Source organism: Kouleothrix sp. 19917, assembly GCF_057073505.1.
In genome coordinates this window covers 7,143,264-7,168,804 of record NZ_CP097099.1, presented here as the reverse complement: position 1 = coordinate 7,168,804, position 25,541 = coordinate 7,143,264, and the positions used below count along the sequence as shown (strand labels likewise).

Here is a 25,541-nt window from a genome sequence, read left to right as displayed (position 1 = left end):
GGCAGCTTAATGATTGATCAGGCAGCGCGCAAATCATCAAGGAACTCCGATGCCGGAGCAACACTGGTAATCAGCAGTTGATCTCGTGCCCGGGTGCATGCAACATAGAGCAAGTGCCGCTCGGTACTATAGATCTCCTCCAAATCAGCGTCATCACCGACCATTTCCATCCGCTCTTGCAAGGGGATGATCTCATCATCGCACGCCATAACCACAACGGCGCGGAACTCCAGCCCTTTTGCGAGATGCATGGTGCTGATAGAGATATGGTCGTTGGCCGTCTCGACATGCTCATCGAGAACCTTGAAGGCGATTCCTGCATCCTGCACTGCTGCCCGCGCGCGCTCCAGTTGGGCAGCAGAACGAACAAACACGCCAATCTCATGGGGCGCAAGTCCTGACTGTACCTGCTCTGTTAGCCAAGCGCTGACGGTCTTGCGTTCTTCTTGCTCATTGGCAAGCGTATGGATCATTGGTGCCGGGCCGTTAAAGACCGAGACGGTATCTCCACGCTCTTCAACATTTCCGTCCAAATCGGATACTTGTTTACCCAGCAGGCGGTCGGACTGCATGCGGATCTGGTGCGATGTGCGGTAATTGACGCGCAGGGTATGCGAGCGCCCGCGAATATCCACGCCCATTGCTTTCCAGGAAAAGGGCTGCTGGAAGATGCGCTGGCCTAGATCGCCAGCGAAGAAGAGCGCGTCGGGTCGCTGTGCGCCAAGTGCAGCAAGAAAGCGCAGATGGGCAATGCCGATGTCCTGTGCTTCGTCGACTATCACAAAGTCGAATGGTGGGTTCGCAGTCTGGGCCATCGCTTCTGCCAGGCGGAAGAACATACCGGCATGCGTGATCAGCTTTCGCGCGGCTAAGCCGCTGCGAACGCGATCCAGGATCGACCAGAGCAGCATGCGCTGCGGCTCTGGAAGGCGGGTTTTCCGGCCCAGGCGTGGGACATCGCGGTAGACTTCCCAGCTTTCGATCTGCTGGGCATCAACGATCTGCTCCCATTCTGCATGCAGAAAGTTCAAGCTGAAGGAGTGACCGCCGATTGCTTTTGATGCTTCTTGCAGCAGTTGGTGAATCACTTCAGGCGTGGCAAGGTTGGGGGTGCCAAAGCGCGTTTTATAGAGCCGCTTGCCTATCGCGTCAATCGAGTAGACATCTATGCGCTCAAATAGGCGCGGCTCGCGCTCCTCGCTCACCAGGTGCCGGAGCTTAGCTTTGAGGGCATTGGCAAGAATGTCGGAGAAGGTCGTGAGCAGCACTCGTGCTTCGGGATGACGCCGCGCCAGCGAAGCCGCCCGGTGGAGTGCCAGTACTGTCTTGCCCGTGCCTGCTGAGCCGGAAACACGCGCAGGGCCGTTGAAGTCGCGCTCTACCAGCTTACGCTGTTCAGGGTGCAGGAAGACTGTCCACTTTTCCCAGGGGGCATCAAGCGCACGCCGCAGTTCCTCTTCGTTGCGCATGATACGGAAACGCCGCTGTGCATCGGGATGCTCGAAGGGGCTTCGCGTTGGGCTGGGGAATTGCGTAACTCGTGGTTTGCCGCCGGTCGCTAATTCCAGTAGTGCTTCAGCCGCCTCACCAGGCAGGTGATCCGCCAATCCCAACAGCGTGTCGTCAGTAGCATGGCGCACGTCATGCAGCCACTCGTTCGGTACACCATAGCTTAGCAGTTCAGCGTCGGCGATCTGGGCGAAGAGCGGTGGTTTAGCCGCCACTGGCTTTGGCTCCGGGATGTATTGCGGGACAAAGATCTCCTGAACGGTCTCGCGGATTTCCACAAGCTGCGCAGCGCCAGTCTGGGGATGGGTTTCCAGCTTGCGCCGCTCTGCCCACTCGTATGCCTTGTCATGATGATCGACATAGCACAACAGCAGGCTACCGGGCGTGCGGTGAATGATCAGGCGAATATCCCTGGTGACGCGCACCGACCAGAAGTTCTTGTCACGCGCATTATCCAGCTTATGAATACTCATGCCGGGGTTAACTGGATCGATCTGCAAGTCGAAGGCAGTCATCTTGACGGCCTTTTGCTCTTCGCTGGTCAAGCGAGCAAGGCTGCTGGTGAAGGTGTCGGCAATACGAAATTCCATCAGGACACCCTGAACACTTTCATGACCTCATCCCCCAGATGATTGATGACCTTGACTGCAATACGCCCAGAGGTAGGCGGGTCGAACGGGCGCGAAGTGTCGCTGTTGAGCGTGGCCCAGGCTTCTTCGTTGATCTCGGCCTTGAGCGTGGTTTTGAGCGCACTGTAGGGGTCGTTCGCGCCCATGAAATAGGCGTGGCGCACGAAGAAGCTTTCTTCGTTGTAGTCGGTGTCAATAAACCAGCAGGCGATGCCGTCGGTACTCTGGCTCTCGACCGTGCCGGTATTTGGCTTGAAGACATCAACGCCATTGATCTTCACCTGGATCTTACCGTGATCAACGTGAGAGATGGTGATGTCTGGCTCGCCGAAGATCACGAACAGATTGCCTTTGCCGGTGTTCTTCAGGTCTTCCGCCATGTGCAGGTCGGCGTTCATACGCGCTTTGAGAACAGGAATACGTCCGAGCTTGCTGAATTCGGTGGCATGGGCCTCGTAATTGAAGGCGCAGGCAATCAACACGTCGAATTCAGCATCGCCTGCCTCGCGCGCGGCAGCAACCAGGTCGGCGCGCTGGACGGTGCCAAACTCCGGCCCAATAAAGATGGCAGCGCGCCGCTCGCTATCGCCTTCGAGATAGCGGCCTTCGGCGCAGACGTAGTAGCCAGGCCAGGGTGTGAGCGCAGTGAAGTTGATTTTGTCTTCCTTGTGTGCCTGCTGCACCCCGGCAGTGCGGAGGTTGTCCAAAATCATCTGGGCGAAGGTCTGTTTCTCGCCATAGCCCGCTTTGCTCTCCGCCAGCCCGTCGATCAGTTCGTCGTTTTCGTCCACGCCCAGCATGCGATGCGGCGATAGGCTTTCGACCGTGAACGGCCCAGCCACGCGCACCTTCCTTCTATCCTCGTAGGGCTTGTCATAGAGGTACTCGAACTCGGCTTTGGCGGCAATCGAGGCATCGATCTCCTTCTGGCGAGCGATGCGTGCTTGCCACCAGTCGGCGTGCAGTTGCTTGGCACTGTCCGACCAGCCCGTGACAGCATCACGGGGAATCTCCCACTCCTGCCACTGCTTTTGGAGCGCCGCATTCAGTGCCTCGCGCAGCGGTTCGAGCGTTTCCTGCCACTTGTCCCAGATCACGTCAATTTCGGTATTGTTGGCAATGCTCTTGAGCGTGATATGCGGTACGCGCTCGTAGACGAAGCCCTGGCGGATGTTGCCGCGCACCGGCTGCGAGGAAGGCACTGTGCGCGTGACTTCGGCTTCCTTGATCTGGCCTTCACGCGAGTCTGCCAGCAGGTAATAGGGATAGCGTGCGCCCATGATACGCGCTCGTGCCAGCGCCAGCGCTACCCGTGAGGTATCAATGGTAATCCAGCGCCGCCCCCATTGCTCTGCAACTGTGGCGGTTGTGCCGGAGCCGCAGGTCGGATCGAGCACTAGGTCGCCAGGGTCGGTGGTCATGAGGATACAACGTTGGATAATTTTTGAAAGCGTTTGTACGATATATATTTTGGGGTCGCCAAATCCAGAAATGCCGGTATCGTCCCAGCTATTCACGATAGGAAAGACTTGGAAATCAACTAAATAACGGACATAACACAGAGTGTTTCCGATCCCAATTAGCCTTCGAGCACGGGCAAGTTTACTTAGCCCGCTCATTTCAGTTTTGAACGTACCTTTGCCTGGCGTGTATTTCTTTCCTTCTAGTTCGAATTCCCTAACGTCACCATCTCCAGCTGGTCGTTGGCTTGTAATGTTATCAGGACGAAAAATACTAAGTCCTGACAATTCAGCATCAGCAATACCAAGTTTCCCGTAATTTTTTCTCTTACCACTACTGTCTTCAGCCCAAGTATATTGTCCTGCTCCTGCTCCTCCTAATTCTTTGTTGATGTAGAGTTGACGATACTTTACTCGCTCTATATCTTTGGCATACCAAATAACGTAGTCGTTTATGGCAGAGAGCATGTTTCCAGACGAACTACTCGTTTTCTTGACAGCAATCGTACTAACAGAGTTTTCATACCCAAATATCTCATCCATCAGCGCACGCACGCGATGCACATTCTCATCGCCAATCTGCACGAAGATTGAGCCACTGTCAGAAAGTAGGTCGCGTGCAACAGTCAGCCGAGCCCGCAAATACGTCAGATAGGAATGAATACCGTCGCGCCAGGTGTCGCGGAAGGCTTTGACCTGCTCTGGCTCGCGGGTGATATGGGTAGCGTTGCCGTCCTTCACATCGCGGCTGGTGGTGCTCCACTGGAAATTGCTGTTGAACTTAATGCCATAGGGCGGGTCGAGGTAGATGCACTGCACCTTGCCACGTAGACCCTCACGTTCTGCCAGACTCGCCATGACATCTAACGAGTCGCCCAGGATCATACGGTTCGACCAATTTTGGTCGTGCTGGTAGAACTCGGTCTTGTCCGCACCCTGTGGAATGCCGTTGAAATCGGCGAAGAGGTCGGTCTGCTGATAGCGTCCCTGCGTCGATGTTGCCTCGCTCTGACGCAGCAAGTCTTCGATCAGCACCTTGGGATGGATCTTCTCCTGGATATAGAGCGGCGGGGCTTGTACTACCAGGTCGCTCCAATCCTGCTCATCCTTGCCGCGCCAGACAAGCTGGGGATCGAGATCGGTGTTGCGTGGATAGCGCAGCGCAATAGGTTTGCGCTCGTCATCGCGCAGGACAGACTGATATTCCGCAGTGGGGATATTCTTGCGCCGCTCGTCTTCGTGGCGCAGCGCTTCGACAGATTTGCTGGTTGTTGGCTTGGGCATACCTTATTCATTCCCCATTGCATCGCTGATAAGCGTATCGAAATTGCTGGCAACCTTGGCGGCAAAGTCGGCTTCGATCTGGTAGACCTCGGTAAGCTCGGCAAAGGCCCAGCGCCCATGTTGCCCCAGGTTGTTCACGCTGGGCACCCAATAGGTCTCCATCGTTTCCCGCTTGATCTTCGCATCCTCGCGCCGATAGCCCTTGATCTCGACGACCAGGTTGAGCAAGTCATCGTCGCCATGTCCATCGTCCACCTTGACGATGAAATCGGGCCGGTAGATACGCTTCTCGGAACCGTAGGTATAGGGCACGTCCAGGCCAAGGCTATGGTTTTTGACATAGGCGCGCACGCGCGGATGCGCTTCGGCAACCCGGCAGAACTCGGCTTCCCAATCGCTATCCAGAATGACATAGTTGATATGACAGCGGCGCGCATCCGTTTCCCAATAGCTCCGCTTGGAGGTGGCGAAGTTCACATGCTGGGTCGAGCCAGTTGGGTTAAAGGGATCGAGCAGCGCGATCATGTTGCGCTCATTGCTCATTGCGCGCGTTATTGCGGCAGTTATCTTTTCGCAGGCCATATCTGCCAGTTGCTGGTAGCCAAGCAATGCTGGATACGTACCACCTGTACAGCGGAGATAGCCATCAAGCCATTGCTTCGTGATACGCTTAAGCTGACCAAACAAATACAGCTTTGGCTCCTGATTGGGGTCGCGCCATTTGGTATAGAGCAGACGATGCGTGAGATTGAAGATCAGCGTCGATGGGCGCATATCTTCCAGATGCTTCAGGCTGAGATCAGCAGTCTCACCAATAATCCCGGCATTGCGCGTCTCGGTTGCGCCAACGAGTTCGGGGGTCAGCTCCAGAATCGACTCGTCAGTAAAGCTTGCCGTCAGGCGCTCTTCCGGCAGTTCCACTCGATAGCCCACGACACGCGGAAAACGGATTTCGAGTGCATCACGTTCGGGGCGCACCGCTTTCACCTGGATCGTCACACGCGGCTTTTGCGGCTTCGAGATAACTGGCTTGGCGGTGAAATCAAAGGGGATGCCCAGGACATCGGCGTATTCCACATTGAATAGCCCCTCATCATTTAGGTCATAGGACTGGCGACGCAATGCGCGACCAATCACCTGTTCACAAAGCAGTTGCGTCCCAAAAGCCCGCACGCCAAGCACATGCGTGACGGTATTGGCATCCCAGCCTTCGGTGAGCATGGAAACCGAAACGACACAGCGGATCGAGCTACCCAAGCGGCCTGGTTTGCCCACCGTATTCATCACCTCGCGCAGCAGATCCTGCTCGGTGATCTGCTCGGCCTGACGCACATCGCCGGTACGCTCGACGATCTCTCGCCGGAAACGAGCAATTTCATCCGCCGCTATACTGCGGAAGCTGTCGTCAAGCCCTTCGCCCGACTCAAGCTGCTCACTGTCAATCAGCAAGGTATTGGGGCGGCCCAGCGGATTGCCGTATTCATTGAAATTGCGGAAGAGTTCAAGGCGTCCGTCCTCCAACGTTGTCGAGCCATCCTCGTTCTGGCGATGAAAACCGGAGATATAGTCGTACACCAGCTTGGAGGTCGAGGTGTTGTTGCAGACCACAATAAAGCAGGGCGGTACGCCAATACCAGCATCCTGCCAGAGGCGGAAGGTTTCCGCATAGTGACCATAGAGCACGCGAAGAGCAGTTTCAAGCGGAGTTGGTATTTGGAGCGGATCGAGCGTATCTGCTTTGCCCCTGCCCTTTTTCGGCATTGTCGTTCGGATATGCTCCCAGAGATTGCGATACATTGGCATCTCTTCGCCAGGAATGTTATCCGCAACAGGCACGCGCGGCAGCTTTACAATGCCGCACTCAATCGCGTCCATCAGCGAGAAGTCGCTCATTGTCCAGGGGAATAACGTCCCCTCTGCATAGCCAGAGCCACGCAGAAAAAACGGTGTCGCCGACAGATCAACAACCCAGTTGATACCCAGCTTGCGTTTTACCGCCTCAATGCCGAAAATCCATAGTCGGGCAGCCTCGTTATTCTTCTCGGCTTCCTTTTTATCATCGCCAGTCAGATCATCGTCTTGCGCGGCTTCCGGCTTTTCACGGTAGCAGTGGTGGGCCTCATCATTCAGCACCATGATATTCTTCATGCCCATAAGATCGGGCATCACGCGCTGAAGCATCTGGCCTTCAGTTTCGAGCGTATCCAATTCCTCGTCGCGACCTTGGAGTAGTGCGCGGGTTCCCTTGGCAAGATCGAGGCGCTCGCGCAGCTTAAAGGCGTGATAGTTTGTAATGACAATCTTGGCACGGTTCAGGTCGTCGAGCATATCACCCGGCACAAGCTCGCGGCTGGCGTAATAGCTGTCGGGGTCATTCGGCTGGAGGACACGTAGGCGATCCTTGATCGTCAAGCCGGGCGTAACGACCAGGAAGCCGCGCGAAAAGCGCTGGCTCTGTGGATGGCGCACAGCATTGATCGTCTGCCAGGCAATCAGCATCGCCATAACGGTGGTTTTGCCTGCACCCGTTGCCAGTTTCAATGCCAGACGTAACAATTCGGGGTTGGCTTCGGCGTTGACGCTCTTGAGATGGTCAAGAAACTTTCGGCCAGCGCTCCCTGCCTGCGGCGCAACTTCAGTAAGCCAGATCGCTGTTTCGACTGCCTCTATCTGACAGAAGAACGGGCGCACACCACTGAATTCATGCGAGCGCCAGTGCTGGAGTAGTCGGGCGGTTTCGGGCGTAACCTGCCACTGACCTTGCGGCAGCTTGCGCCACTGATCGACATAGCTGCGCAATTCGTTAATGATGGTGGTTGTGTCGTACTGTTGGCCTTCGCTGGATAGGCCCTTGCCCTCATCAAACACAATGGTCTGCTGCGAGGCAGTCAGCTTGCGTTTCTTCGGCTTCGGAATAGGGGTAATGAATTCGGCAGAGCGCCGACGCGGCAGAACTTGTTGGGTCGGTTGTCCTTGGGCGTCTAATTCCCAATGACGCTCTGGATACTCATATGGAGAGTTCAAGATCGGCTGATCGAAGAAGGGATCTAGCTACCCGACAGTTTGTCTGCTGATAGGAGTGAATTGCATCACAAACGGCCGCGCGTTCTTCAGGCATCGGTAGATCCAGCGAAAACCGATCTGGAAAATGCTCAGGTCGCGCCGGTCGTGACGGTCAACCTGACTGCGCAGCCCACGCTTGACCACCCGTGCCCCGCTTGTCATCAGCCAGTCGTAGACCAGCACCACCGCCAGCGTCAGCCGCGACAGTCGCGCGAAGTGCCGCAGATGTGAGCGTTCCAGATCAAAGCCCTGCCCCTTTAAATCGCCAAACAGCTCTTCGATCCACATCCGGCGCCGATACGCCTGCAACACCGCTCGCCGCGTCGGCAGATTGCTCGCCAGCAACCACGCTTCCTTTTCGCCGGCTGCCCACTCTGCCAGCAGATTGACCTGCCGCTTGTGTGTGCGTGTCAGCCGCGCGCCTTCCAGCCAGAGATGCTGCCCAGCCTGCTCCACCTGCTGGCCAAATGCCTGCCACTCCGGCGTTTCGGCCGCTTGCACCTGATTGTTCGGTTTCTGGCGCAGCACGTAGCTCCAGCCCCACGCCTGCAGTTGCTCCTGCACCTCGCAGGCTTCGAACTCGCTATCACCGACCAGTGTCACACGGACATCGAGCGGCATCAACTGGCGGACAACGCTGAGCAGGGCCAGTTGCACACGCGCCGAGCAGTGACCTTTCGCGCCCGGCTGCCAAGTCCAGGCGATCGGAATGGCGCGGCGTCGAAACGCCACAGCGACCATCACGAGCCGATGCGAGAAGCTGACCTTGCTGGCATCGATAATCAGACGGACCTGAGCAGTGGAGCGCGCTTGGGCAAGCAGCCAGGCACGAGCAAACGGCTCATACAGCGGACGAACACGCAGGGCAGGATTGTCGAGCAGTCGTTCGAGCCGACGCACGATACTGCGTTCGGTGGCCTTGCCGGGAATACGAAGCGCGATGTGGGCGAGGTGAACCGACTTGGCGAGCAGAATACCGGCCATCAGGGCGGCTAGGGTGCGGAGACGGGTAATGCGCTGATGAGGATGCAATTGCTGCAACTGCTGCAAGCTTGTATGATACACACGGTTGATCGACATCTGGTTCCTCCTTGGACAGGGTGGATTGTGTTCACCACCACTGTACTCAGAAGGGCGATGTCGATCAACTGCCGCTCGTGATATCGTCGGTGAACCTGTACCATCACCTCTCTCTTGAAACTGTCGGGTAGCTAGAGAAGGGATTAGACATGCCGAGGTCTTTGCCGATCTAGCTGATTAAGTACGTGGAAGCCACCATATAGCCTCAATAATTCCTTTCCCAGATTATAGCATCAGATTATTGCGATCATTTACTTGAACTACAATAAATATGCGCGATGCCTCATTTGGTTTTCATTCCTAAATTAAATATCGTATTCGCTTCAATATAGAATATTTGCGGCATATTCTATCTATTTCTGTCGGAAAGAAGTTCCAAGCTAAATGCCTACTTCAAAATACCCTAGGCTGCCACTTGTACATCGCCTCCTAAAAACGGTCATATATTTACCGTCTAGTAATGGAAGGAAAGACTCATCAATGCCAGATCGGCAATTGCAGAGATATTCGTCGTAATGATGGATTTCATACGACCCATCCCAAAAACCCATGAATGTAGAGAAGGAAAACCTACTTGCTGAAGAGCGAGGGCTGCATGCTCATTCGTTCCTATTGCCATACCCGGAGCGTTCTATATAATGGTGGTATCCTCGGACAGCTTGTTCTCGCAGAGCTGCGGCTCAATGCTATGGTGGCTACAATATGCGCTGGTACCAACGACTCGCGGATATACCCGGCGTCAATTACCCTGGCAGCCCAGGCGTTCAGCGCGCCCGTCTTCCGCATCACAATCTGAAACCTGAGATCCAACGCTCAGATTTCGGCGGTCAGCGGCACGAATATCTGTCCTGGCACTACCCTGGCGGCACCTTATCGTCAGGCTCTCCGGCGAAGAACTGGGAATCCCAGCCACTGCCAGAGAATGCAACGCCACAGGCGATCCTTCAACACCTCTATGAAGTGCTTGAGCTGCCGGGGGAAGCCTCCGACTACCACTTCGCTATGCAGGGTTGCTTTGAGCGACTGTGGAGCCTGCGCCGCGCTCATCCCTGGGTCATGAAGGAGATCGAAAAACTCTGCTGGCTCGATATTCGCATGCTCGAAGCCCTCCCAGATACGTTGCGCCATCAGCAGACAGATGGGGCTTTCTTCTATGCGCGCAGCATTGCCTTCGAGCGCCTGATCCAGATGTACGAGCGCAATGGCTACCTTGCTGAGGCCCTCGACGTTGCCCAAAGGGCAACCCGGTTTCATGCCGATGAGAGCATCCTGAAGCCACTACAAGAGCGTCTGACGCGCCTTGAGGCCGAGCAATGACTACTAATCGCTCGCTCTATGAACAGATCACTGCTGACTCCTTTCTTGAATATGCCTTTTTGCGCTGGGTGCTGACTCCCGCTGTTATGCCTGGTCTTGCCGCGCATGTGGTTGCCCAACGTGAGATCAGCGTCAATGAGCGCGGCTATCGCGTAGATTACGCTATTGAGGGCGCCAGCCACCGGATCGCAGTCGAGCTGGATGGCTTTGCCTACCACGGCAATCGGGCCGCGTTCACCTACGACCGGCTGCGCCAGAATGATCTGCATGCCGCGTCCTGGACAGTCATTCGCTTCAGCTATGATGCGGTGCGCCAGGATACTGCTCGCTGTGTGGCGCAACTCCAGGCTATCCTACGCCTCGATCCGCTCCTGGCAAGATACTGCGTCGCACATCCGGTTATACAGCAGCCGGAGATGTCCGCCGATCCACTTGCCGGGCTTGCACCGGCGCCACGTCGAGCCACCACTGCACCAAGCTCCTTCTTTGATCTTGCGCGTGCCTGCCTACGTATCTCACCCCTGCGCACTTGCCAGGTTGAAGCCTTTGGCGCACTGAGTAACTACTACCGTTCAGGCGGGCGGCGCGCAGCTTGTGTGATGTCGGTCGGCGCTGGAAAGACGGTGTTGGGTGTAATCGCCTGCCTGGCATTCACGCGGCGGCGGGCGCTGGTAGTGACACCCGGCAGCGTGATTCGCGGCACCTTCGATAAAGCGTTTGACCACCAGCGCGCCGATAACGCACTGTACGGCCTGCCAGGTGGCCCAATCATACCTGGCTGTAGACCTCCGCGCGTCCTGACCCTCGACCGTGACGATGGCCCTATCAGCCAGGTCACGCGCAGCCACCTGCTTGCTGCCGATATTATCATTACCAACTTCCATTCGCTGGGCAGCGCCGACGATCCGCAGAGTCTCCTGAGCAAGCTGGAGCCCGACGACATCGATCTGATCGTCGTCGATGAAGCGCATATTGCCGCAGCAGAGTCCTACCAGCGCACCTTCCGCCACTTTCGCAACGCGCGTATGCTGCTCATGTCGGCCTGCTTCCAGCGTATGGATGGTCGACCGATCGACGCTGATGTAGTCTATCGCTACCGGCTCGTCGACTCAATCACGGACGGCCATGCAAAGAGTCTGCGTGTCCATCGCTTTGCGCCCCAGGCTGAGGCGACCACCTACGAGATGGTGTGGCCTGATGGCAGCCGCGAAGAGATCGTCGGGCGGGAGGCATTGCTGGCGATCATCAACGACGAACGTAAACTTGCGCGCATCACGGCCAAGTCCGATGCATCGATCCGCAAGATCATGCACACCGTTCGTGATGTGCTGCGGCAACAGGCACGCGTTCTCTATCCCATTAAGCCGCGTGTGCTCTTTTCCGCCTTGGGTGAGCGACATGCAGAGCAGCTCGCGCGCATCGCCGAGGAGCAGGGCATTCCGTGCAGCTATCTGCATCACTCGATGTCAGAGGCACACATCAAGGGGACCCGCGAGCGCTTCGAGCAGGAGTCCGGCGATCTCCAGGGCATTGTCCAGCTCAAGATGCTTGGGCAGGGCTATGACTTTCCGCCGATCACGGTTGTGGTGCCAATGCGCCCCTACGGTAGCTTCGGCGAGTTCTACCAGTTCATCGGGCGCGGCATCCGCGTCTTACAACACCAGGCGCTGGTCGGTCGTGTCAGCGCGTCCGATCAGTTTCTTGATGTTGTCTATCACGCCGAGCTTGGCCTCGATGAACACTTTGACACGATCTATCGCGAGAATGAGATGGATCCATATACCGGAGATCTGCCGGATGTTGGCATCGGTACGCGATCTGGGAGTGAGATAATCGGCGAGCGTGGCGAGGTCGACGACAAGCCGCCGGAGGCATTCGTGCTTTTCGAGCAGGGAACGGTGGAGCAGCGCGTTGTTCACGATGAAGACCGCATCGAGCGGCGCCGCATGGAGCGTGAGCGCGAGGCATTCGCGCAGCGCTATGCGCAGTACGCTCAGACAACCAAGAACCCTGTACCCTTTGAGCAGTATCTGCAAATCATGAGGATGACGGGTGAGTAATCCATCCTTTGGCCGCAGCGCCTCCCAATTAACGACGACCAGCGAGCTACTGGAATATGAGCGTAGCAGCGAGCGCTCAAAACGCTTTGAAGCGCTGGACGCACTGGTCGGCGATCTGTTGGTGCGCTCACTAAGCGGCCAACAGATCGTGACACTCACGCATCGCACAAGAGATGATATTCAGGTCGCACTCGATGGCCTCAGTGCCCCACAACGTGCATATATTGATACTACTTTCACCCTCTCGGAACAGCAGCGCCGAGGCGCATGGTTTATCCCTGATGAGGCAACGGTACGAGCGGGCTGGGTGAACCTACCCGCTGCAATGCAGCGCCACGAGCGCTTTGCGGCGGGGATTGCCTGGGAGGAGCGCGAGAAGATCAGCCTGAAGGGTAGCTCTGATGCGATGCTGCTCTGGGCACTGTTAGAGCCACTTGCCGACACCCTCTACCTGCCCTTCGCGCTGCGCGGGCCGCTCACGGGTACCAAGGCCCCAGAAGAGACGGCGAAGCTGTGGGCGGAGAGTATAGCAGTCCTGGATGCGCTAGGGCTTGATGTAGCTGATGAACTGGCTGTGCTGCGTCCAGGCAAAGGCTGGAGCAAGCTCCGCTCTGGAGAACAGCACGCTGCTAAACAGTCACTGATGGAGGCCCTTGCGAGGCAGATTGGTATGGAAATCGGTGCTCGCTATCGCGCCTATCGGCTGCGTGCCCTCATAAGCCAGTACTACAAGAAGGCCAAGGCGGATGGTCGCGTGAAGCGCACCCAGGCTGTGACCAAGGCCTTGGAGCGTACATTATCGGCGTTCTTCGCTGGTGACTGGCTGGCTTTCCTCGATTACCTGGGTGAAGAGCCGCATGCGGAAGAGCAGGTCGTCACCCAGTTGCCAAAGTCACGCCTCTATGTCGGGACATCTAGCCGGGCAGCCGAGATTGCTGCGCAACAAGGGCTGCCTGTTGAAGAAGTCGAGCGCATGCTGTCCACCTTCTGGCAGCAGCCTGCCAGCGCCTCGCCAGTTGAGCAGCGTGTAGGGGTATTGCGCCGCTACTGGGATGCGTTCGATGCCATTCATGCCCGCCAGGCCGCCGGGATGAGCTCGCTGTGGGGATTGGTCGAAGAGCGAACGATCTCTTCATCGCTGACAGAGAGCGGCACGGCCTATCCTCAGGCATTCCTCTATCGCAAGCTGCTCCCGACCGAGTTGGTCGCCGAGATTGATCAGTTATGGGGCACCACGCTGCTCCCACGCTACCCAGAGGTTATCATCAGCGAATCCTATCCGCATGCTGCAATGGCCGAAGCCTTCGGCCCCGCGCTTACCTTCTGGCATGGCAGTGCCCTTACAGCTTGGTTTATCTGCGAGGGGCCATCCTCGCGTACAGATATGGCTGGACTTGCCGAGTATCATCGCCGTCATATGAGCGCACTCGCAGACTACGGCACACCGGTCAATCCCAAGCTCTTTGATGAGCTTATTACAGCCGAGCAGCGCCTTGGGCCGCCGCAGCCTATCAATCAGGATGGGCGGAGTCACAATGTTGGTGGTATATCGATCTCCATCAGCTATAGCTCTGGAAGCCGTCGCGCTGGCTTTGAACGATTGCGTGATATTATCACGCGCCACCGGCAAGCTTGGGCACAGCAGTATCTCGACACCTATCTTCGCACACGTTGGGAGCTGCCACTGCGATCCGCCAGTGAAACATACAACAAGCTCCTCCACGACAAGGGTAAGCTGCCGACGGTGAAACAGGTGGCGAAGCTGGCAGGGGAAGTCACGAACGCATGGTTCGGCGGTGATCTGCACGCCTTTTACGGAACAATTGGCGAGAAGGCACCTGTGCAACCGGAACGGCGGCAGCGGCTTCCCCAAGATCGGGAGCGGTTTGTTGATGAGGTCTTTGTGCGGTTGGGTGGACGGCAGCTTGGGCCACGACCAGACTATAGCAGCCGTGAGCAATATGATGCCTATACGAAACAAATTCAAGAGCAGTGGACGCTTGCCCGCCTTACCGAGTTGAGTCTGAAGTACGTTCAGATATGGGAGATGCTAGATCGACCACCGACTATTGAAGAGGTGGGGGTGCGCACCTTTGAGGATTGGAAACAGGCACTGAGTAATGATACCGATATTGCGTGGCAGCGCTATAGCACAATCGTCATGGAAAGCGTACAAGCAGCAGTCGCGCCACCTTCGGTGAAGCCGAAACGTGCAACTCAGGCCCAGCCAAAACAGGATGTGCCGCCAGCAGGCCCTGTCTCCAATCCCAGTACACCAGAACCTGATAGCATGACGCAAAGGGTTGTACCAAACCCGGCAGTACTGCCTACACCCACATTGAGTGCAGCGGCTCAACCACCACAACCAGAGCGCAAGCGCTCATGGCTCGATAAGCTCCTTGGCAGGAAGTAACACAAGCATCATCTCGATGCGATGACGATGTGTTTTTGCCCAGATATATGGCCACACGTCATTGGAAAGAAATTGTAAATATGCGTATCATGGCAAGCACCATCTATATGCGCTAGCAATCTCTATCTTTTACATGCAAACTCAATGCGAACAACACTATGAGTAATCAGCGCTTTATCCTGGACGCTGTTCCAGAACGCTTTGTTGAGGTCGATGCAGCACGCCTTCTGCTTATCCTGGTTCGCTTTGCCCGCCAACCCGATACCGCCCTTGAGAGTCTCCAATGCCTGCCAGCCCACGAGATTGTCGGCTACTTCACACCCGAATATTATCTCCAGAAGCTGGACTTTCTGCTGCGCTACCCTGGCTACTTTGTCTATGAGCTGACCGAACTCTACCGGCTTGGTCGCGTGGGTAGTATTGATCGGGACGAGATTACCGCCTTAATACGGTCGATTCTCCTGAACAACGAGCCAGAGCTCCTAACGACGCCATTTCGCAAATTCTGGCGTGGTGCTTATGAACGTCTGGATGATGTTGAGGCGTGGTGGTATGGACGCCGCCTGATCTACACAGGTCTCGAACCGAGAAAGGGCGCTCGCCCACAGAAGTATTACTTTGTCTCAGCATTGGCGTTGAGCGAAGCTGATCGCCTCGTAGCCGCAGTTGATCACGGACGCTGGTATGCCGATCGGATTGGGCTGATCTATCGCTTTTTTGGCAACCTGACTCCCGCAGAGATAATGTCCCTTCAGTACAGCCATACTGGCTATCGCCAGGCACAAATCGAAGGTCTTATCCCCGACCTTTCCTTTCCGGAGATCGCTGCGCACTTCACCGCCGTGTTTGGCGAGCCACTGGAGTTTGCTGATGAGTAACGCCGCGACACCTAATAATGATGCGGTTGCGAACGACACGGATCGCTTTGATGTCGATGCACTCGTGTCAAACGTTTACAACAGTTTCCGGCCATCCTCCCGCGAGCGTATATCGCGCGAAGCGATCGCACAGGTTGTTGCCGAACTTGATCTCTCAGACCAGGCCCTGAATAATCGGGCACCACGACTTCGTATTCACAAACTGCACTTCACTGGGGAGAAGCGCCTCCGTGATGGAACGATCAAGCCGATTAATTACGATCAACCCTTTGCGCCTGGGGTAAACGTCATTCTCATTGAGGATAATGATGTGGGCAAATCTTCTATCATGAAAACGATAAAGTTCGCTCTAACCGGTGATAACAGTGATTACGACGCCGATGTGCGTAAGTGGATTACAGGTATTTGGCTTGTCTTTGCGCTTGATCAGCGCGTGTATACGATTCTGCTTGATATAACAGACGATGAGCTCCAAGCAGCCCTCGTTCCGGGTGAGGAATTGCGCCCAATTGCAGAAGTTGTTGAATCTGTTTCCTTCATCTTCTCTGTTACTGGTGCCGATCAAGTAAAGGCTGCTTTGAAGGAGTTCTTCTTCCAGAACCTTGGGCTCACTGCACTGTCTTGGAACCAAAGGGAGGCAGGTGGGGGTGAGCTGGCTGAGCGCAGCACAAGCTGGCTTACCTACTTTCAAGCACTCCTCTTCGCCGACGGTGGCCATCAATACTTGATCTGTGATGCACAACACGCGACTGGCAACCAGGATGGGCTCATCCTTTCAACTTTTCTGAATCTCAGTCTTGCTGAACCTCTCAACCGGCTCGGAATCGAGTCATCACGTACAAGGCGAACGATCCAAGAAGAGCGGAGTATCTCCGATCAGGAGCAGCGCACCATAAGTGATAAGATCGCAGAGCTTCAAAAGACAAGCCAAATTGCGCGCGAGACCATCTCTGTTATTACGCAGGCTCAACGCGTACGACGAACCTCTTTCGGTAGCTCAGAGCCTGTTCAGCAGCTTACGGAAGCTCGTCAAGAACTGGCAGCGAAATCGGCGGAACGCTTACGATTAGAACAAGAGCGCGATTCTCTCACAGGACAAATTAAGCGTGTACGAAGCGCAGCAAGACGGTATCGCGAACAAGCCGCCCTTGCACTTCATTTCACAGGATTGACCGTGAGCCTATGCCCAAACTGTGATACACCGGTAAGCACTGAAGCTGTCACGCGAGAACAGTCCACACATGAGTGCCGACTTTGCGGTACACCAGCTACTGTCGCAGGCGAAGACGAAATCGCAGCACTAGAGTCGGTGGCTGACCAGGCCGAGCAAGAGGTACTCTATCTTGAGCGGGGACGAACAGCTATTGGTGAGAAGTTAGCGGAATTACGCCGCAGGATCGAAGCGCTCGAAAGCCAGATTCCTATCGTAGAACAGACTGTCGGTAGCGGTATTGATCAGGCTCTTCCGACCGAAGAGGAGAACGCAGAGCACGAGCGCCAATTGATCGAGATTGGCCGATGTCAGGGTGAGATCGCAGTGCTCCAAGCGCAGCTTTCTGTGCGAGAGCCAGACATTGAAGCAATGGATAGCCGCGCCCGTATCATTGAGAAGGTTCGTGATGCGATTAAAGAGGAGGCTGCCCGGCGCAACGCGACTCGCATGGAGCGCTTGAGTGTGCTTACGCAAGAACTGGCCAGGCAGATCGGTGCTGAAAGCATATCGGATCTCTCGTGTACGCCACTCGGCAAAGTGCAGATGCGCAAGCATGGTGAGCAGGTACATTTCACAGGTATTCGCAACGAAGGCGAACGGCTACGCATCAAGTTGGCCTTTTTTACGGCAATGATGCGGCTCGGGCGCGAGCCTGGACTTGGACGCCATCCCGGTTTTCTCCTCATTGATCAGCCAGGGTCAGGGGAGATGGTGCCAGATGACTTTCAAGAGTTGGCTGCGATCTTTCGGCAGATCGATCGCAATCATGGGGACGAAATGCAGATTATCTGCTTCACGGCCCGACCACAATTTTCTGCGGCAACTGAGCCAGCCAAGGTATATGGAGCCCAAGCTCTGCCGTATGCTTTCTAACATACAAGACTCACTATAGAGCTACCCAAAGAGAAACGCATGTGCTAAAATACCAGGGTGCAAGTTTTCCTTCGTTGCATATCCATCTCCCAAAACATGAAGATCAGATAGTGGATAGGTCTGGTCTATGGAGCCTGGTCTAAGCAGTATGCAGCAGGATGTGATACCTCCATGGGAAGAAGTGGAGGCATATCTGCGTACAATCGAACCAGGATCCGCCACCGACGATTACATCGACGAACTTGCGGAGCGCGTCTTCGATGTACCGAACGTACTGCAGGCAGCACAGGCCCTTATTGTTGCGCTCGACCGGGCGCAGAGTAGCTTGACCCAGCGGAGCATTGCCCTTGCCCTGGCCCTTTGTGCCCCTTTGGAGAGTACGCAAGCTGTTGATGCATTAGTTGCAGCCTATCGACAGGGCATTCAAGACCCATTTCTGGCGCCATCCCTCCTCGAAGCGCTCAGTATCCTTGCGCTGCGCAACCCGCTTGCACGAGCAGAAATAGCCGCAGCTCTGCTGCGCCTCGATCTCAACGACTCACGCTATCTCCTCATCAGAGCTGCAAAGGTTATTGGATGGCTGGATAATGCGCAGCCAGATGCAGCGTTGCGCGGTAAACTCCATACATTCTATACAGCTACAGATCTCGCTGTCCAGTCAGAGGCATACTACCAGCTCGGATTAATCACGCTTTCAGAGGCTTTTCTGGCCTCTAACCGGGCGGAACTAAAGCAGCGACTCAGCGTGGCACAAGCCTTATTCGTGCAAGCAGAGATGACAGAAGAGACGCGCGATGACGCGGCACTTTTTCATATACTGGTCGATGCAGTTGTCGCTATTCACACGCTCACCGACGAATCACCAGAAATGGTACAGAGGGTGTTGCAAGACATTGAGCGTCTTCAAACACATCTCCAGCGGATCAATACCCGTATGTGGAAAGACTATCGATCCCCATATACGGACCTCATGGCTGTTCGTGTCCTGGGTGTCGTTGATGCATTGAAGCGTGCCATGCTATCGGCCAATGCTGCGGAGGATTGGACAAATCTTGATGCCGCATTGATCGAGCTTGCAACTTTCCATGCTCTCATTCGCTCACAAACCCCTGTCACTGAGACATCCTCGCGCATCAGTGCAGCAATCAGCGCAGTTGCGGATCGTGTTCTTTCACCACAGCTTGGTTCCGTTGTGATACGCGCAGTCGGGCGGCGGCGTCTCACTCTCGTCGTCGAACGCTATCGCTTAGATCCGACCCATGATGCCAATGTAGCCAGCAGTCTTCAAGCGCTTGAGCAGATAGCGATAGTAAGCGAAACAGGATCGGCTGGCGACATTCTCCACAACCGCTTTCCTCAGCTTGACGAGCTGACGAAACGGCTGAATACATCTGCTGAAGAGGTGCTAGAAAATTTTCTCGACGCGGTCGGCAGCAATAGTGTCGACCGCTTCATCGAAAAATTGGGCTTACCTCTGGCATTGCTTCCAATAGACCGACCAGACCTTTATGGTTCCGATCCCGCAGTCGACGGTGCAGTACGTAGCCTGCTCTATAAGCTGCGCGCCCAGCTAGACCCTTATCCACTTCACCAGTGGCACCGTTTGGTAGAAACGATTCAAGAGATCGTAAGCTTTGTCAGTCTTGTCCGCGATACGGTGCCAGCCTATACTCGATGCATAGAGGATGAGGGGAAGGGCCAAAGTGCTTCTGAAAGAGATTTGCAGGAGCATCTTTTCGAGGCACTTCGAATCAAATACAACCGAAATGTCAGCTATGAGCATGCGCGCATCGGTGGTGGTCGCGCGGATAACGGGCTTCGATTTGAAGAATGCTTCTTTCCGATCGAAGTCAAGCACGAGTTTAGCTCTGTCAATCCGCAAGCTATTCATGAAGACTTTCTTACCCAACCGGATATCTATGCGGCAGCTACCGACCGGGTTGCATTTCTGATGGTATTGGATCTTCGTGATAGCAACGCCGCAGGTCGTGCTGATCATGCCAAGAAGCGCAGACGGGCGGGACAACCAGCCGATCCCACGTCGCTCTATACACTGGAAGATGGCTTCTGGGTGGACGGCTTGCCGACAGACCCACAACTGCCACATATGAAGCCAAAAGCTGTCATTGTTGGTCTTGTGCCTGGTAATCGGCCACGCCCCTCCAGCACAACTACGTACAGTAAGCGACCTTCTGCGGCTCGCAAGAAGCCTCCCTCATAGCCAAAACAACCAGATCTGCGTTCGTGACGATAGTTTCACAGACGCTTGGTATGCTCTCCAAGTACGGAAATGCAACGACGCATCGATTAAGGGAGTGAAATGGGAATATCACCAAAGGACATCAAGCTGTTATGGGGTGCTTCTGGAAATCGCTGCGCGATATGCCACGCACAACTTTCTCACCAAAGCTCTTCTGGCGGAACAGGTTTCCCGCTCGGTGAACAGGCACATATTGTTGCAGAAGAGCCCTCAGGCCCGCGTGGAAATAGCCCTCTCGGTATTGCAGAGCGGAACTCTTATCATAATCTGATACTGCTCTGCCCAAATGATCATGCGCTTATCGATCGAGATCTCGCCGCATACCCGGTAGAGCGGCTGTATTTTATCAAGTCCAAACATGAGCTTTGGGTTCAACAGACGCTTGGGCGTGAGAAAGCACGTAATAACCCAGAAGCCATAGCGTTGTCTGATCTCCTCGTCTTCATCGAACTCGCCAAACCCTTCTTCGCCCTGCTCTACAAGCCAATTTCCGAGCAGGCTGCGCAAGCTTTCTTCGCGGCCGCCCAGCGCTTCTGGACATATCGAAATCTTGCAACTGATAAGGTGGATGATCGACTGAGACAAGCGATGGATTACCTCATCCGACCACTGGCAGCCGATAAATTCACGCTCTTCGAGAATCTTCACTACGCAACAAGTAAAATCTATATCGCTCATTCGCTCTTCTCCGACTACTTTGCGAATAAAGATCGAATGATGGTTGAGCCTGAAAAAGGTGATACCCTTTACAACCTCGTTATCCAACTTGCAATGAGTTGTGAGGTCATCCTTCATTATCAGGAAGAACTGGATGATCTAGAAGTGGCCTTGGTCAGGTGTCTTCAGCATACTGCTCATTACTATGAAGGCTACCTCAATGCCAAAAGATACACCGCAGTCCCCGAAGAGCTGTTTAAGCAGTACATACAAATCATCGAGCTATTTCTCACTACTAAGCTAGACGTACAGATTCCTGATGTGCTAGATGCAAGTAGGTTAGACAAGATCTATATGGCCTGCGCTGGTAAGCTCTTTAGTCACTCGTTCAACAGGAGTCAATAATCCCTTACATGCTTGCGCTCTGTATTCGGCATGCCACTTGTGCATTGTAGAGAAGAGAAGGCAATGCCTCAAGAACTTATCTCAGGCAAAGTTATCACACAGCTTTATATGTATCTTCAGCATCATGGAGGCTCATATAACGATTTACGGATTCAATTCTCACATGCCGGTATTGCCCCCAGTGATGATGTGGCCTCCACATCAACCCGAAATAAGGATAAGTTCCTTGATAGTTATATCCAGCCGCTCCGGCTTACGGACAAAAATGACGTTGATAAGCTGATCGCTTTTATTGGCCATGTTGTCGATTTTAGCAACCCTGCCTCTGCTACCTTAATTTCAGCACTACAGGGCGATGGCTGGCAGCGCATCGGCAACAGGATCGTCCAGGCTGGTCACGCCGTGGATGACTTGGTTGCAGCCATGCTGCATGGTCAACCAATTGAGACTATCCAACAGGAGATCGATCGTGCAAGACTATCGCTCAGTAATGATCCCGCAGATGCACTGACCGCCGCTAGCTCAATGATTGAGGCCACTTACAAATATATCCTGCACGACATGCGCCAGCCGTTTCCTGCTGTGCAAGATATGCGAGGCCTGTCAAAAGTAGTACATCCTCTCCTTAAGATCTCCCCAGAGCAGGCAGCCAGCGAGGATTTTCGCGCCATGTTTCAGGGAGCAATCTCGATCGTACAGGGCATTGGTTCCCTCCGAACCAAGCTTGGTGATGCACATGGTGCTGCGCCGCTACGGGGAGAGCCACTTGAGCGACATGCACGTCTGTCCGTGAGCGTCGCTGGCGCTCTCTGTCTTTTTCTGCTAGAAACCTATAACGAAATGAAGCTATCACCACCATAGTGCTACCAATATGGGGTATCCAACAGAGGACTGGCACACCTTCAACCATGTCGGATATTTCCTCTTATTGGACATGTAACTGTCTGAGAGCCCCTTAGCGCGTCGGATAACATCTTACTTTTGCGCTGCTCTCCAACCCCATTGACGCGTCGGATAACACCTGCTATGATCTCGCAAATGTGTTCGGCTTTGCAGGTGCGCAATGCATACCTCGATCAGCAGCTACCTGACCTCCCTGGCAGACAAAGGGCGATCGCCCCTAACAATCAAGGCGGTACGCAGCGACCTGATTGGCTTCGCCACGTGGTGGAATTCACGCTACAGCCGTCCATTCGATCCTGCGCTGCTGCGCACGAATGACCTGCACACCTGGCGGCTCGCGCGTCAGAAAGATGACGCAGCGGCCCCGGCAACCATCAATCGGGCGCTTGTGACGCTGCGCGCCTACTGTGACTGGGCAAAGCATGCCGGGCTGATCAACGAAAACCCGGTTGAAGAGATCAAGGCCATTCCGACCAGCCAGCCGATTCCCAAGTCGTTGCCTGCCGAGGCAGTCGATGCGATCCTACGCGCCGTGCGCAGTGAGAAGGATGAGCACATTCGCCTGCGCGACGAGGCACTACTGGCGCTGCTGATCTACACCGGCCTGCGCGCCCAGGAAGCTTGCGATGTGCAGCTCCGCGATCTCGACCTGGACGGGGGTACCGTAACTGTCCGCCATGGCAAGGGCGGTCGGATGCGCCGGGTGGTGCTGACTGGTGAGGCTATCGCGCTACTGCGCCGCTATCTGCATCGGCTACGATGTCCCGGTGGAATTCCGACGCTGGGCAGCGAGATCGAGCGGGAGCAACTCCTCGTTGGCTTCCATGCGACAAAGGCAGGTCGTCCGATGCAGCCCGGTATCAACCAGCGGCTGGTGCAGCGGGTGGTTGAGCAGCGTGCGCATGAGGCAGCAGAGCGTCTTCGCACTGATGCCAAGGCGGCCGAATCGCTGGAGCGGACCGGCGAGATGCTCGACCTAGCACAGCGCCTGGAGGCAGCAACGCCACATACGCTACGCCATAGTCTGGCGCGCCGCCTGATCGAGTCGGGCGCTGACCTGGCGATTGTACAGCGCACGCTTGGTCATAGTAGTATTGCCACCACTGGCATCTATCTCACCCCGGATGAGGATGACATGCGTCGAGCTTTGGAGCGTACAGCTCTTTAAACACGATAAAAAGTAGACCGACAAATTTGGAATAAATATACACCAAGTAGTCTATGCATCCTCGCAAGACGTGGAAAGTATTAGAGGTGTAGCCCTGACTGCGATTGTAGAGATTGCAGTACCGTGTGCCTTGTGCTTGCAGCCTGATTGCCGTGCAGGAGATTAGGTGATGAAGATAGTACTAGGTCTTTTGCTTGGCGTTGCGCTTGGTATAGTAGCCAATCTGGTGAGTGGATTTCTCACACCCCGGGCAGAGCGCAACAAACGACTGGTCTGGTCAATATTTGTTGGTCTCGTCGTACTATCAGTTATTGTTCTATTCTTACCTGATTCCGCTTTGCCAGTTTTAGGTGGCAGCTCGCCTACAACATTTGTCGTAAATCAAAGAATGGGGCCTAGCACATCAATACCGCATAGCGCAGTTTGTCGTGTTAGCCTAAATATCAAAAATATAGGTGGAAATACGACTGCAATAGATGATATTACTCCGACAGTATATTTAGGTAATGAGATCCTGACATTCGATAAAAGCATGCTAACCGGGGGGAACAGACTTATTACATACAAAACGATATACTGGGAAGCAGAACCTATGGTGGATGTACAAGGCCTACTTAGTAATCCATCATTACCGCTCTCATTTCGCTCATCATCGTTGTTTCCTCTGACAGTAGCCCCAGATCAAGCTGCTCAAGTTTTTATCGACTTTGTATTCGATGCTCCAAATTCACCCTGGCTCATTCGTGGTAGGCTCTATCCAGTTAATAATTATCAGGAGCCTAAGCTGCCTAATAAAGGGCATATTTCGGTGCGTTTCAGCGTTATAGCCCATGGTGGTCAGCAAGTTAGCACTCAGCTCAGATCTTGTGCAGTATTTGAAGTGCCGACTGATCCTAATGACTTTACGAGAACACAGCCCAGAACGGTAACTGGCGAGTAAGAACTGATACATACTATGCCAAAGATTGAAAAGCTGAAGATTTTCCTCGCATCGCCAGCTGATGTTGCACGCGAGCGTAAATCGGTGCATTCTGTTGTTGATGAGCTCAACCAGACAACTGCACCAGCACTTGATATAACGCTTGAGGTTATAGACTCCTCACGTGCCTTTCCCGGCTTAGGTAAAGACGGGCAAGCTATCATCAACGAGCAGTTGGGTGACATGCAGGAGTATGCGTTGATGGTGGTGATTTTCTGGAAGCGTATCGGAACACCCACTCGCCGTGATATTTCTGGCACGGTAGAGGAGCTCAACCGCGCGATAAAGAGTTTCAGGCGAAAAAGGAAACCGGCGATCTGGATCTACTTCTCGAACGCACCTTTTAACCCTACGACGCCAGATGATATCAAGCAGAAGGCCGGGGTAATTGACCTCAAGAGTAAGCTACGTGGTAAGGGCCTCTGGCATGACTATGAAAACGCCGCGAGCTTTGCCACACACTTTCGCAAGCATCTTACAACCTGGCTGCACGCTCGTCATGCCAAGTCTATCGCTCGGCGAAAACCTGCCAGGGCTCGCACGCAGCCAGCCCTCAAAGCTGAGAGCCCTCGTTCTAACACAAGCTCAGATAGTGCGACTGCCGCACTGACAGGTGCGGGAGCTAGGCCCTCACCAGCACGGAAAGGCACTGGAACTTCATCACTGGCAGGACGGTCTCCAGGCATGGTGAAAGATCCGGCTCCCTGGGTCATGCTCAATCAGCATTTCTATCAGGCAGATCGGACGGCTAGGAAGGGAGACCGTAGCATCGAGCTACAGATCGTTCCGGCTACTCTGGAGCAGGCTCACGACATCCAATCACTCCACCCTGGCGAGTTTCAAGCGCGCAGACATGTTGTATACGCAGACAAGCATGAGGTAGGCAACACCTTTGTTCAGTCGGTTACGTCGGAGTCGCGTGGAAAAGATACCGTCTTCACAATCTTGCTTGCACCGCTGCCACAGGTCAATAGAGGTGGAATAACGGAGTTTAGCTTCAGCGGCTATAGTGCCGATACGATTGCTGAGCTGCGCGCCCGGCTGATCTTGCTGGGCCAGCCATTACCGAAAGAGCTTGAGCAAGCATCTTCCTATCAGGTGCGCAGCGGCTACAGCACACCCCTGACAAGCTCGATACGTACCCTGCCGCAGCTCTGGGCATGGCTGCACACGCAGTCCCGCCTCTTCCTGCCCCAGGCATGGCTCTATACGGCCTACCTGCTCAAGACTGAGAATATTGTCGAGAGCATTCTCGCACTGGAGCTTGGCCCGATCAGAGCCAAAAAGATGCGTGTCAGGTTTCGTGGTAGGCGGGCGCGGATCTATGACAGCCGAGATCCGGTGAATATTGAGTTTGAGGGCGATTGCGTTCTTGAGTCATGAGCGTGGT

Annotated in this window: 15 protein-coding genes; 11 read left to right on the top strand and 4 right to left on the bottom strand. The window is 54.8% G+C overall.

Annotation, left to right across the window (positions count from 1 at the left end; translation table 11 throughout):
• Positions 1 to 17: 17 nt before the first annotated feature.
• The 4 genes from M1P90_RS28930 to M1P90_RS28915 are packed head-to-tail and all read right to left on the bottom strand — an operon-like array spanning position 18 to position 9,025.
• A complete protein-coding gene (locus tag M1P90_RS28930) occupies positions 18 to 2,099 on the bottom strand; it encodes a 3'-5' exonuclease (RefSeq protein WP_483699170.1) in 2,082 nt (693 codons plus the stop codon).
• Positions 2,099 to 4,882 (bottom strand): site-specific DNA-methyltransferase, encoded by a 2,784-nt coding sequence (locus tag M1P90_RS28925; protein WP_483699169.1) that lies wholly within the window; start codon positions 4,880 to 4,882, stop codon positions 2,099 to 2,101. The genes M1P90_RS28930 and M1P90_RS28925 overlap by 1 nt, the downstream gene beginning before the upstream one ends.
• A gap of 3 nt (positions 4,883 to 4,885) precedes the next feature.
• Positions 4,886 to 7,909, bottom strand: coding sequence for a BPTD_3080 family restriction endonuclease (locus M1P90_RS28920; protein ID WP_483704705.1), 3,024 nt, complete (start codon positions 7,907 to 7,909; stop codon positions 4,886 to 4,888).
• A gap of 24 nt (positions 7,910 to 7,933) precedes the next feature.
• A complete protein-coding gene (locus M1P90_RS28915) occupies positions 7,934 to 9,025 on the bottom strand; it encodes an IS4 family transposase (RefSeq protein ID WP_483699168.1) in 1,092 nt (363 codons plus the stop codon).
• A gap of 702 nt (positions 9,026 to 9,727) precedes the next feature.
• Between M1P90_RS28915 and M1P90_RS28910 the strand changes: the two genes are divergently transcribed.
• The 11 genes from M1P90_RS28910 to M1P90_RS28860 all read left to right on the top strand — a co-directional run bounded on the left by M1P90_RS28910 (position 9,728) and on the right by M1P90_RS28860 (position 25,534).
• Positions 9,728 to 10,342 (top strand): hypothetical protein, encoded by a 615-nt coding sequence (locus M1P90_RS28910; RefSeq protein WP_483699167.1) that lies wholly within the window; start codon positions 9,728 to 9,730, stop codon positions 10,340 to 10,342.
• Positions 10,339 to 12,402, top strand: coding sequence for a DEAD/DEAH box helicase family protein (locus M1P90_RS28905; protein WP_483699166.1), 2,064 nt, complete (start codon positions 10,339 to 10,341; stop codon positions 12,400 to 12,402). The genes M1P90_RS28910 and M1P90_RS28905 overlap by 4 nt, the downstream gene beginning before the upstream one ends.
• Positions 12,395 to 14,815 (top strand): hypothetical protein, encoded by a 2,421-nt coding sequence (locus M1P90_RS28900; RefSeq protein ID WP_483699165.1) that lies wholly within the window; start codon positions 12,395 to 12,397, stop codon positions 14,813 to 14,815. Before M1P90_RS28905 ends, M1P90_RS28900 begins: the two co-directional genes overlap by 8 nt.
• Before the next feature lie 158 nt (positions 14,816 to 14,973).
• On the top strand, positions 14,974 to 15,693 hold the full coding sequence (locus tag M1P90_RS28895; RefSeq protein ID WP_483699164.1) for a hypothetical protein: 720 nt from the start codon (positions 14,974 to 14,976) through the stop codon (positions 15,691 to 15,693).
• A complete protein-coding gene (locus M1P90_RS28890; protein WP_483699163.1) occupies positions 15,686 to 17,779 on the top strand; it encodes a hypothetical protein in 2,094 nt (697 codons plus the stop codon). The genes M1P90_RS28895 and M1P90_RS28890 overlap by 8 nt, the downstream gene beginning before the upstream one ends.
• Positions 17,780 to 17,927: 148 nt before the next feature.
• Complete coding sequence (locus M1P90_RS28885) at positions 17,928 to 20,000, top strand: hypothetical protein (RefSeq protein ID WP_483699162.1); 2,073 nt, start codon at positions 17,928 to 17,930, stop codon at positions 19,998 to 20,000.
• A gap of 99 nt (positions 20,001 to 20,099) precedes the next feature.
• Complete coding sequence (locus tag M1P90_RS28880; protein WP_483699161.1) at positions 20,100 to 21,101, top strand: HNH endonuclease; 1,002 nt, start codon at positions 20,100 to 20,102, stop codon at positions 21,099 to 21,101.
• Between the two features lie 63 nt (positions 21,102 to 21,164).
• A complete protein-coding gene (locus M1P90_RS28875) occupies positions 21,165 to 21,962 on the top strand; it encodes an abortive infection family protein (protein ID WP_483699160.1) in 798 nt (265 codons plus the stop codon).
• Positions 21,963 to 22,164: 202 nt separating this feature from the next.
• Positions 22,165 to 23,172 carry a tyrosine-type recombinase/integrase gene (locus tag M1P90_RS28870; protein WP_483699159.1) on the top strand — a complete coding sequence of 336 codons (1,008 nt, stop codon included), beginning with the start codon at positions 22,165 to 22,167 and terminating at the stop codon, positions 23,170 to 23,172.
• A 169-nt stretch (positions 23,173 to 23,341) separates the two neighbouring features.
• Positions 23,342 to 24,112, top strand: coding sequence for a hypothetical protein (locus M1P90_RS28865; RefSeq protein WP_483699158.1), 771 nt, complete (start codon positions 23,342 to 23,344; stop codon positions 24,110 to 24,112).
• A gap of 15 nt (positions 24,113 to 24,127) precedes the next feature.
• On the top strand, positions 24,128 to 25,534 hold the full coding sequence (locus M1P90_RS28860; RefSeq protein ID WP_483699157.1) for a hypothetical protein: 1,407 nt from the start codon (positions 24,128 to 24,130) through the stop codon (positions 25,532 to 25,534).
• Positions 25,535 to 25,541: the final 7 nt, after the last annotated feature.

Coding starts and splice junctions, on each gene's coding strand:
- M1P90_RS28860 (WP_483699157.1), top strand. CDS start 24,128: ATGCCAAAGATTGAAAAGCTGAAGATTTTCCTCGCATCGCCAGCTGAT.
- M1P90_RS28910 (WP_483699167.1), top strand. CDS start 9,728: ATGCGCTGGTACCAACGACTCGCGGATATACCCGGCGTCAATTACCCT.
- M1P90_RS28895 (WP_483699164.1), top strand. CDS start 14,974: ATGAGTAATCAGCGCTTTATCCTGGACGCTGTTCCAGAACGCTTTGTT.
- M1P90_RS28865 (WP_483699158.1), top strand. CDS start 23,342: ATGAAGATAGTACTAGGTCTTTTGCTTGGCGTTGCGCTTGGTATAGTA.
- M1P90_RS28930 (WP_483699170.1), bottom strand. CDS start 2,099: ATGGAATTTCGTATTGCCGACACCTTCACCAGCAGCCTTGCTCGCTTG.
- M1P90_RS28885 (WP_483699162.1), top strand. CDS start 17,928: ATGCAGCAGGATGTGATACCTCCATGGGAAGAAGTGGAGGCATATCTG.
- M1P90_RS28890 (WP_483699163.1), top strand. CDS start 15,686: ATGAGTAACGCCGCGACACCTAATAATGATGCGGTTGCGAACGACACG.
- M1P90_RS28880 (WP_483699161.1), top strand. CDS start 20,100: ATGGGAATATCACCAAAGGACATCAAGCTGTTATGGGGTGCTTCTGGA.
- M1P90_RS28925 (WP_483699169.1), bottom strand. CDS start 4,882: ATGCCCAAGCCAACAACCAGCAAATCTGTCGAAGCGCTGCGCCACGAA.
- M1P90_RS28875 (WP_483699160.1), top strand. CDS start 21,165: ATGCCTCAAGAACTTATCTCAGGCAAAGTTATCACACAGCTTTATATG.
- M1P90_RS28870 (WP_483699159.1), top strand. CDS start 22,165: ATGCATACCTCGATCAGCAGCTACCTGACCTCCCTGGCAGACAAAGGG.
- M1P90_RS28915 (WP_483699168.1), bottom strand. CDS start 9,025: ATGTCGATCAACCGTGTGTATCATACAAGCTTGCAGCAGTTGCAGCAA.
- M1P90_RS28905 (WP_483699166.1), top strand. CDS start 10,339: ATGACTACTAATCGCTCGCTCTATGAACAGATCACTGCTGACTCCTTT.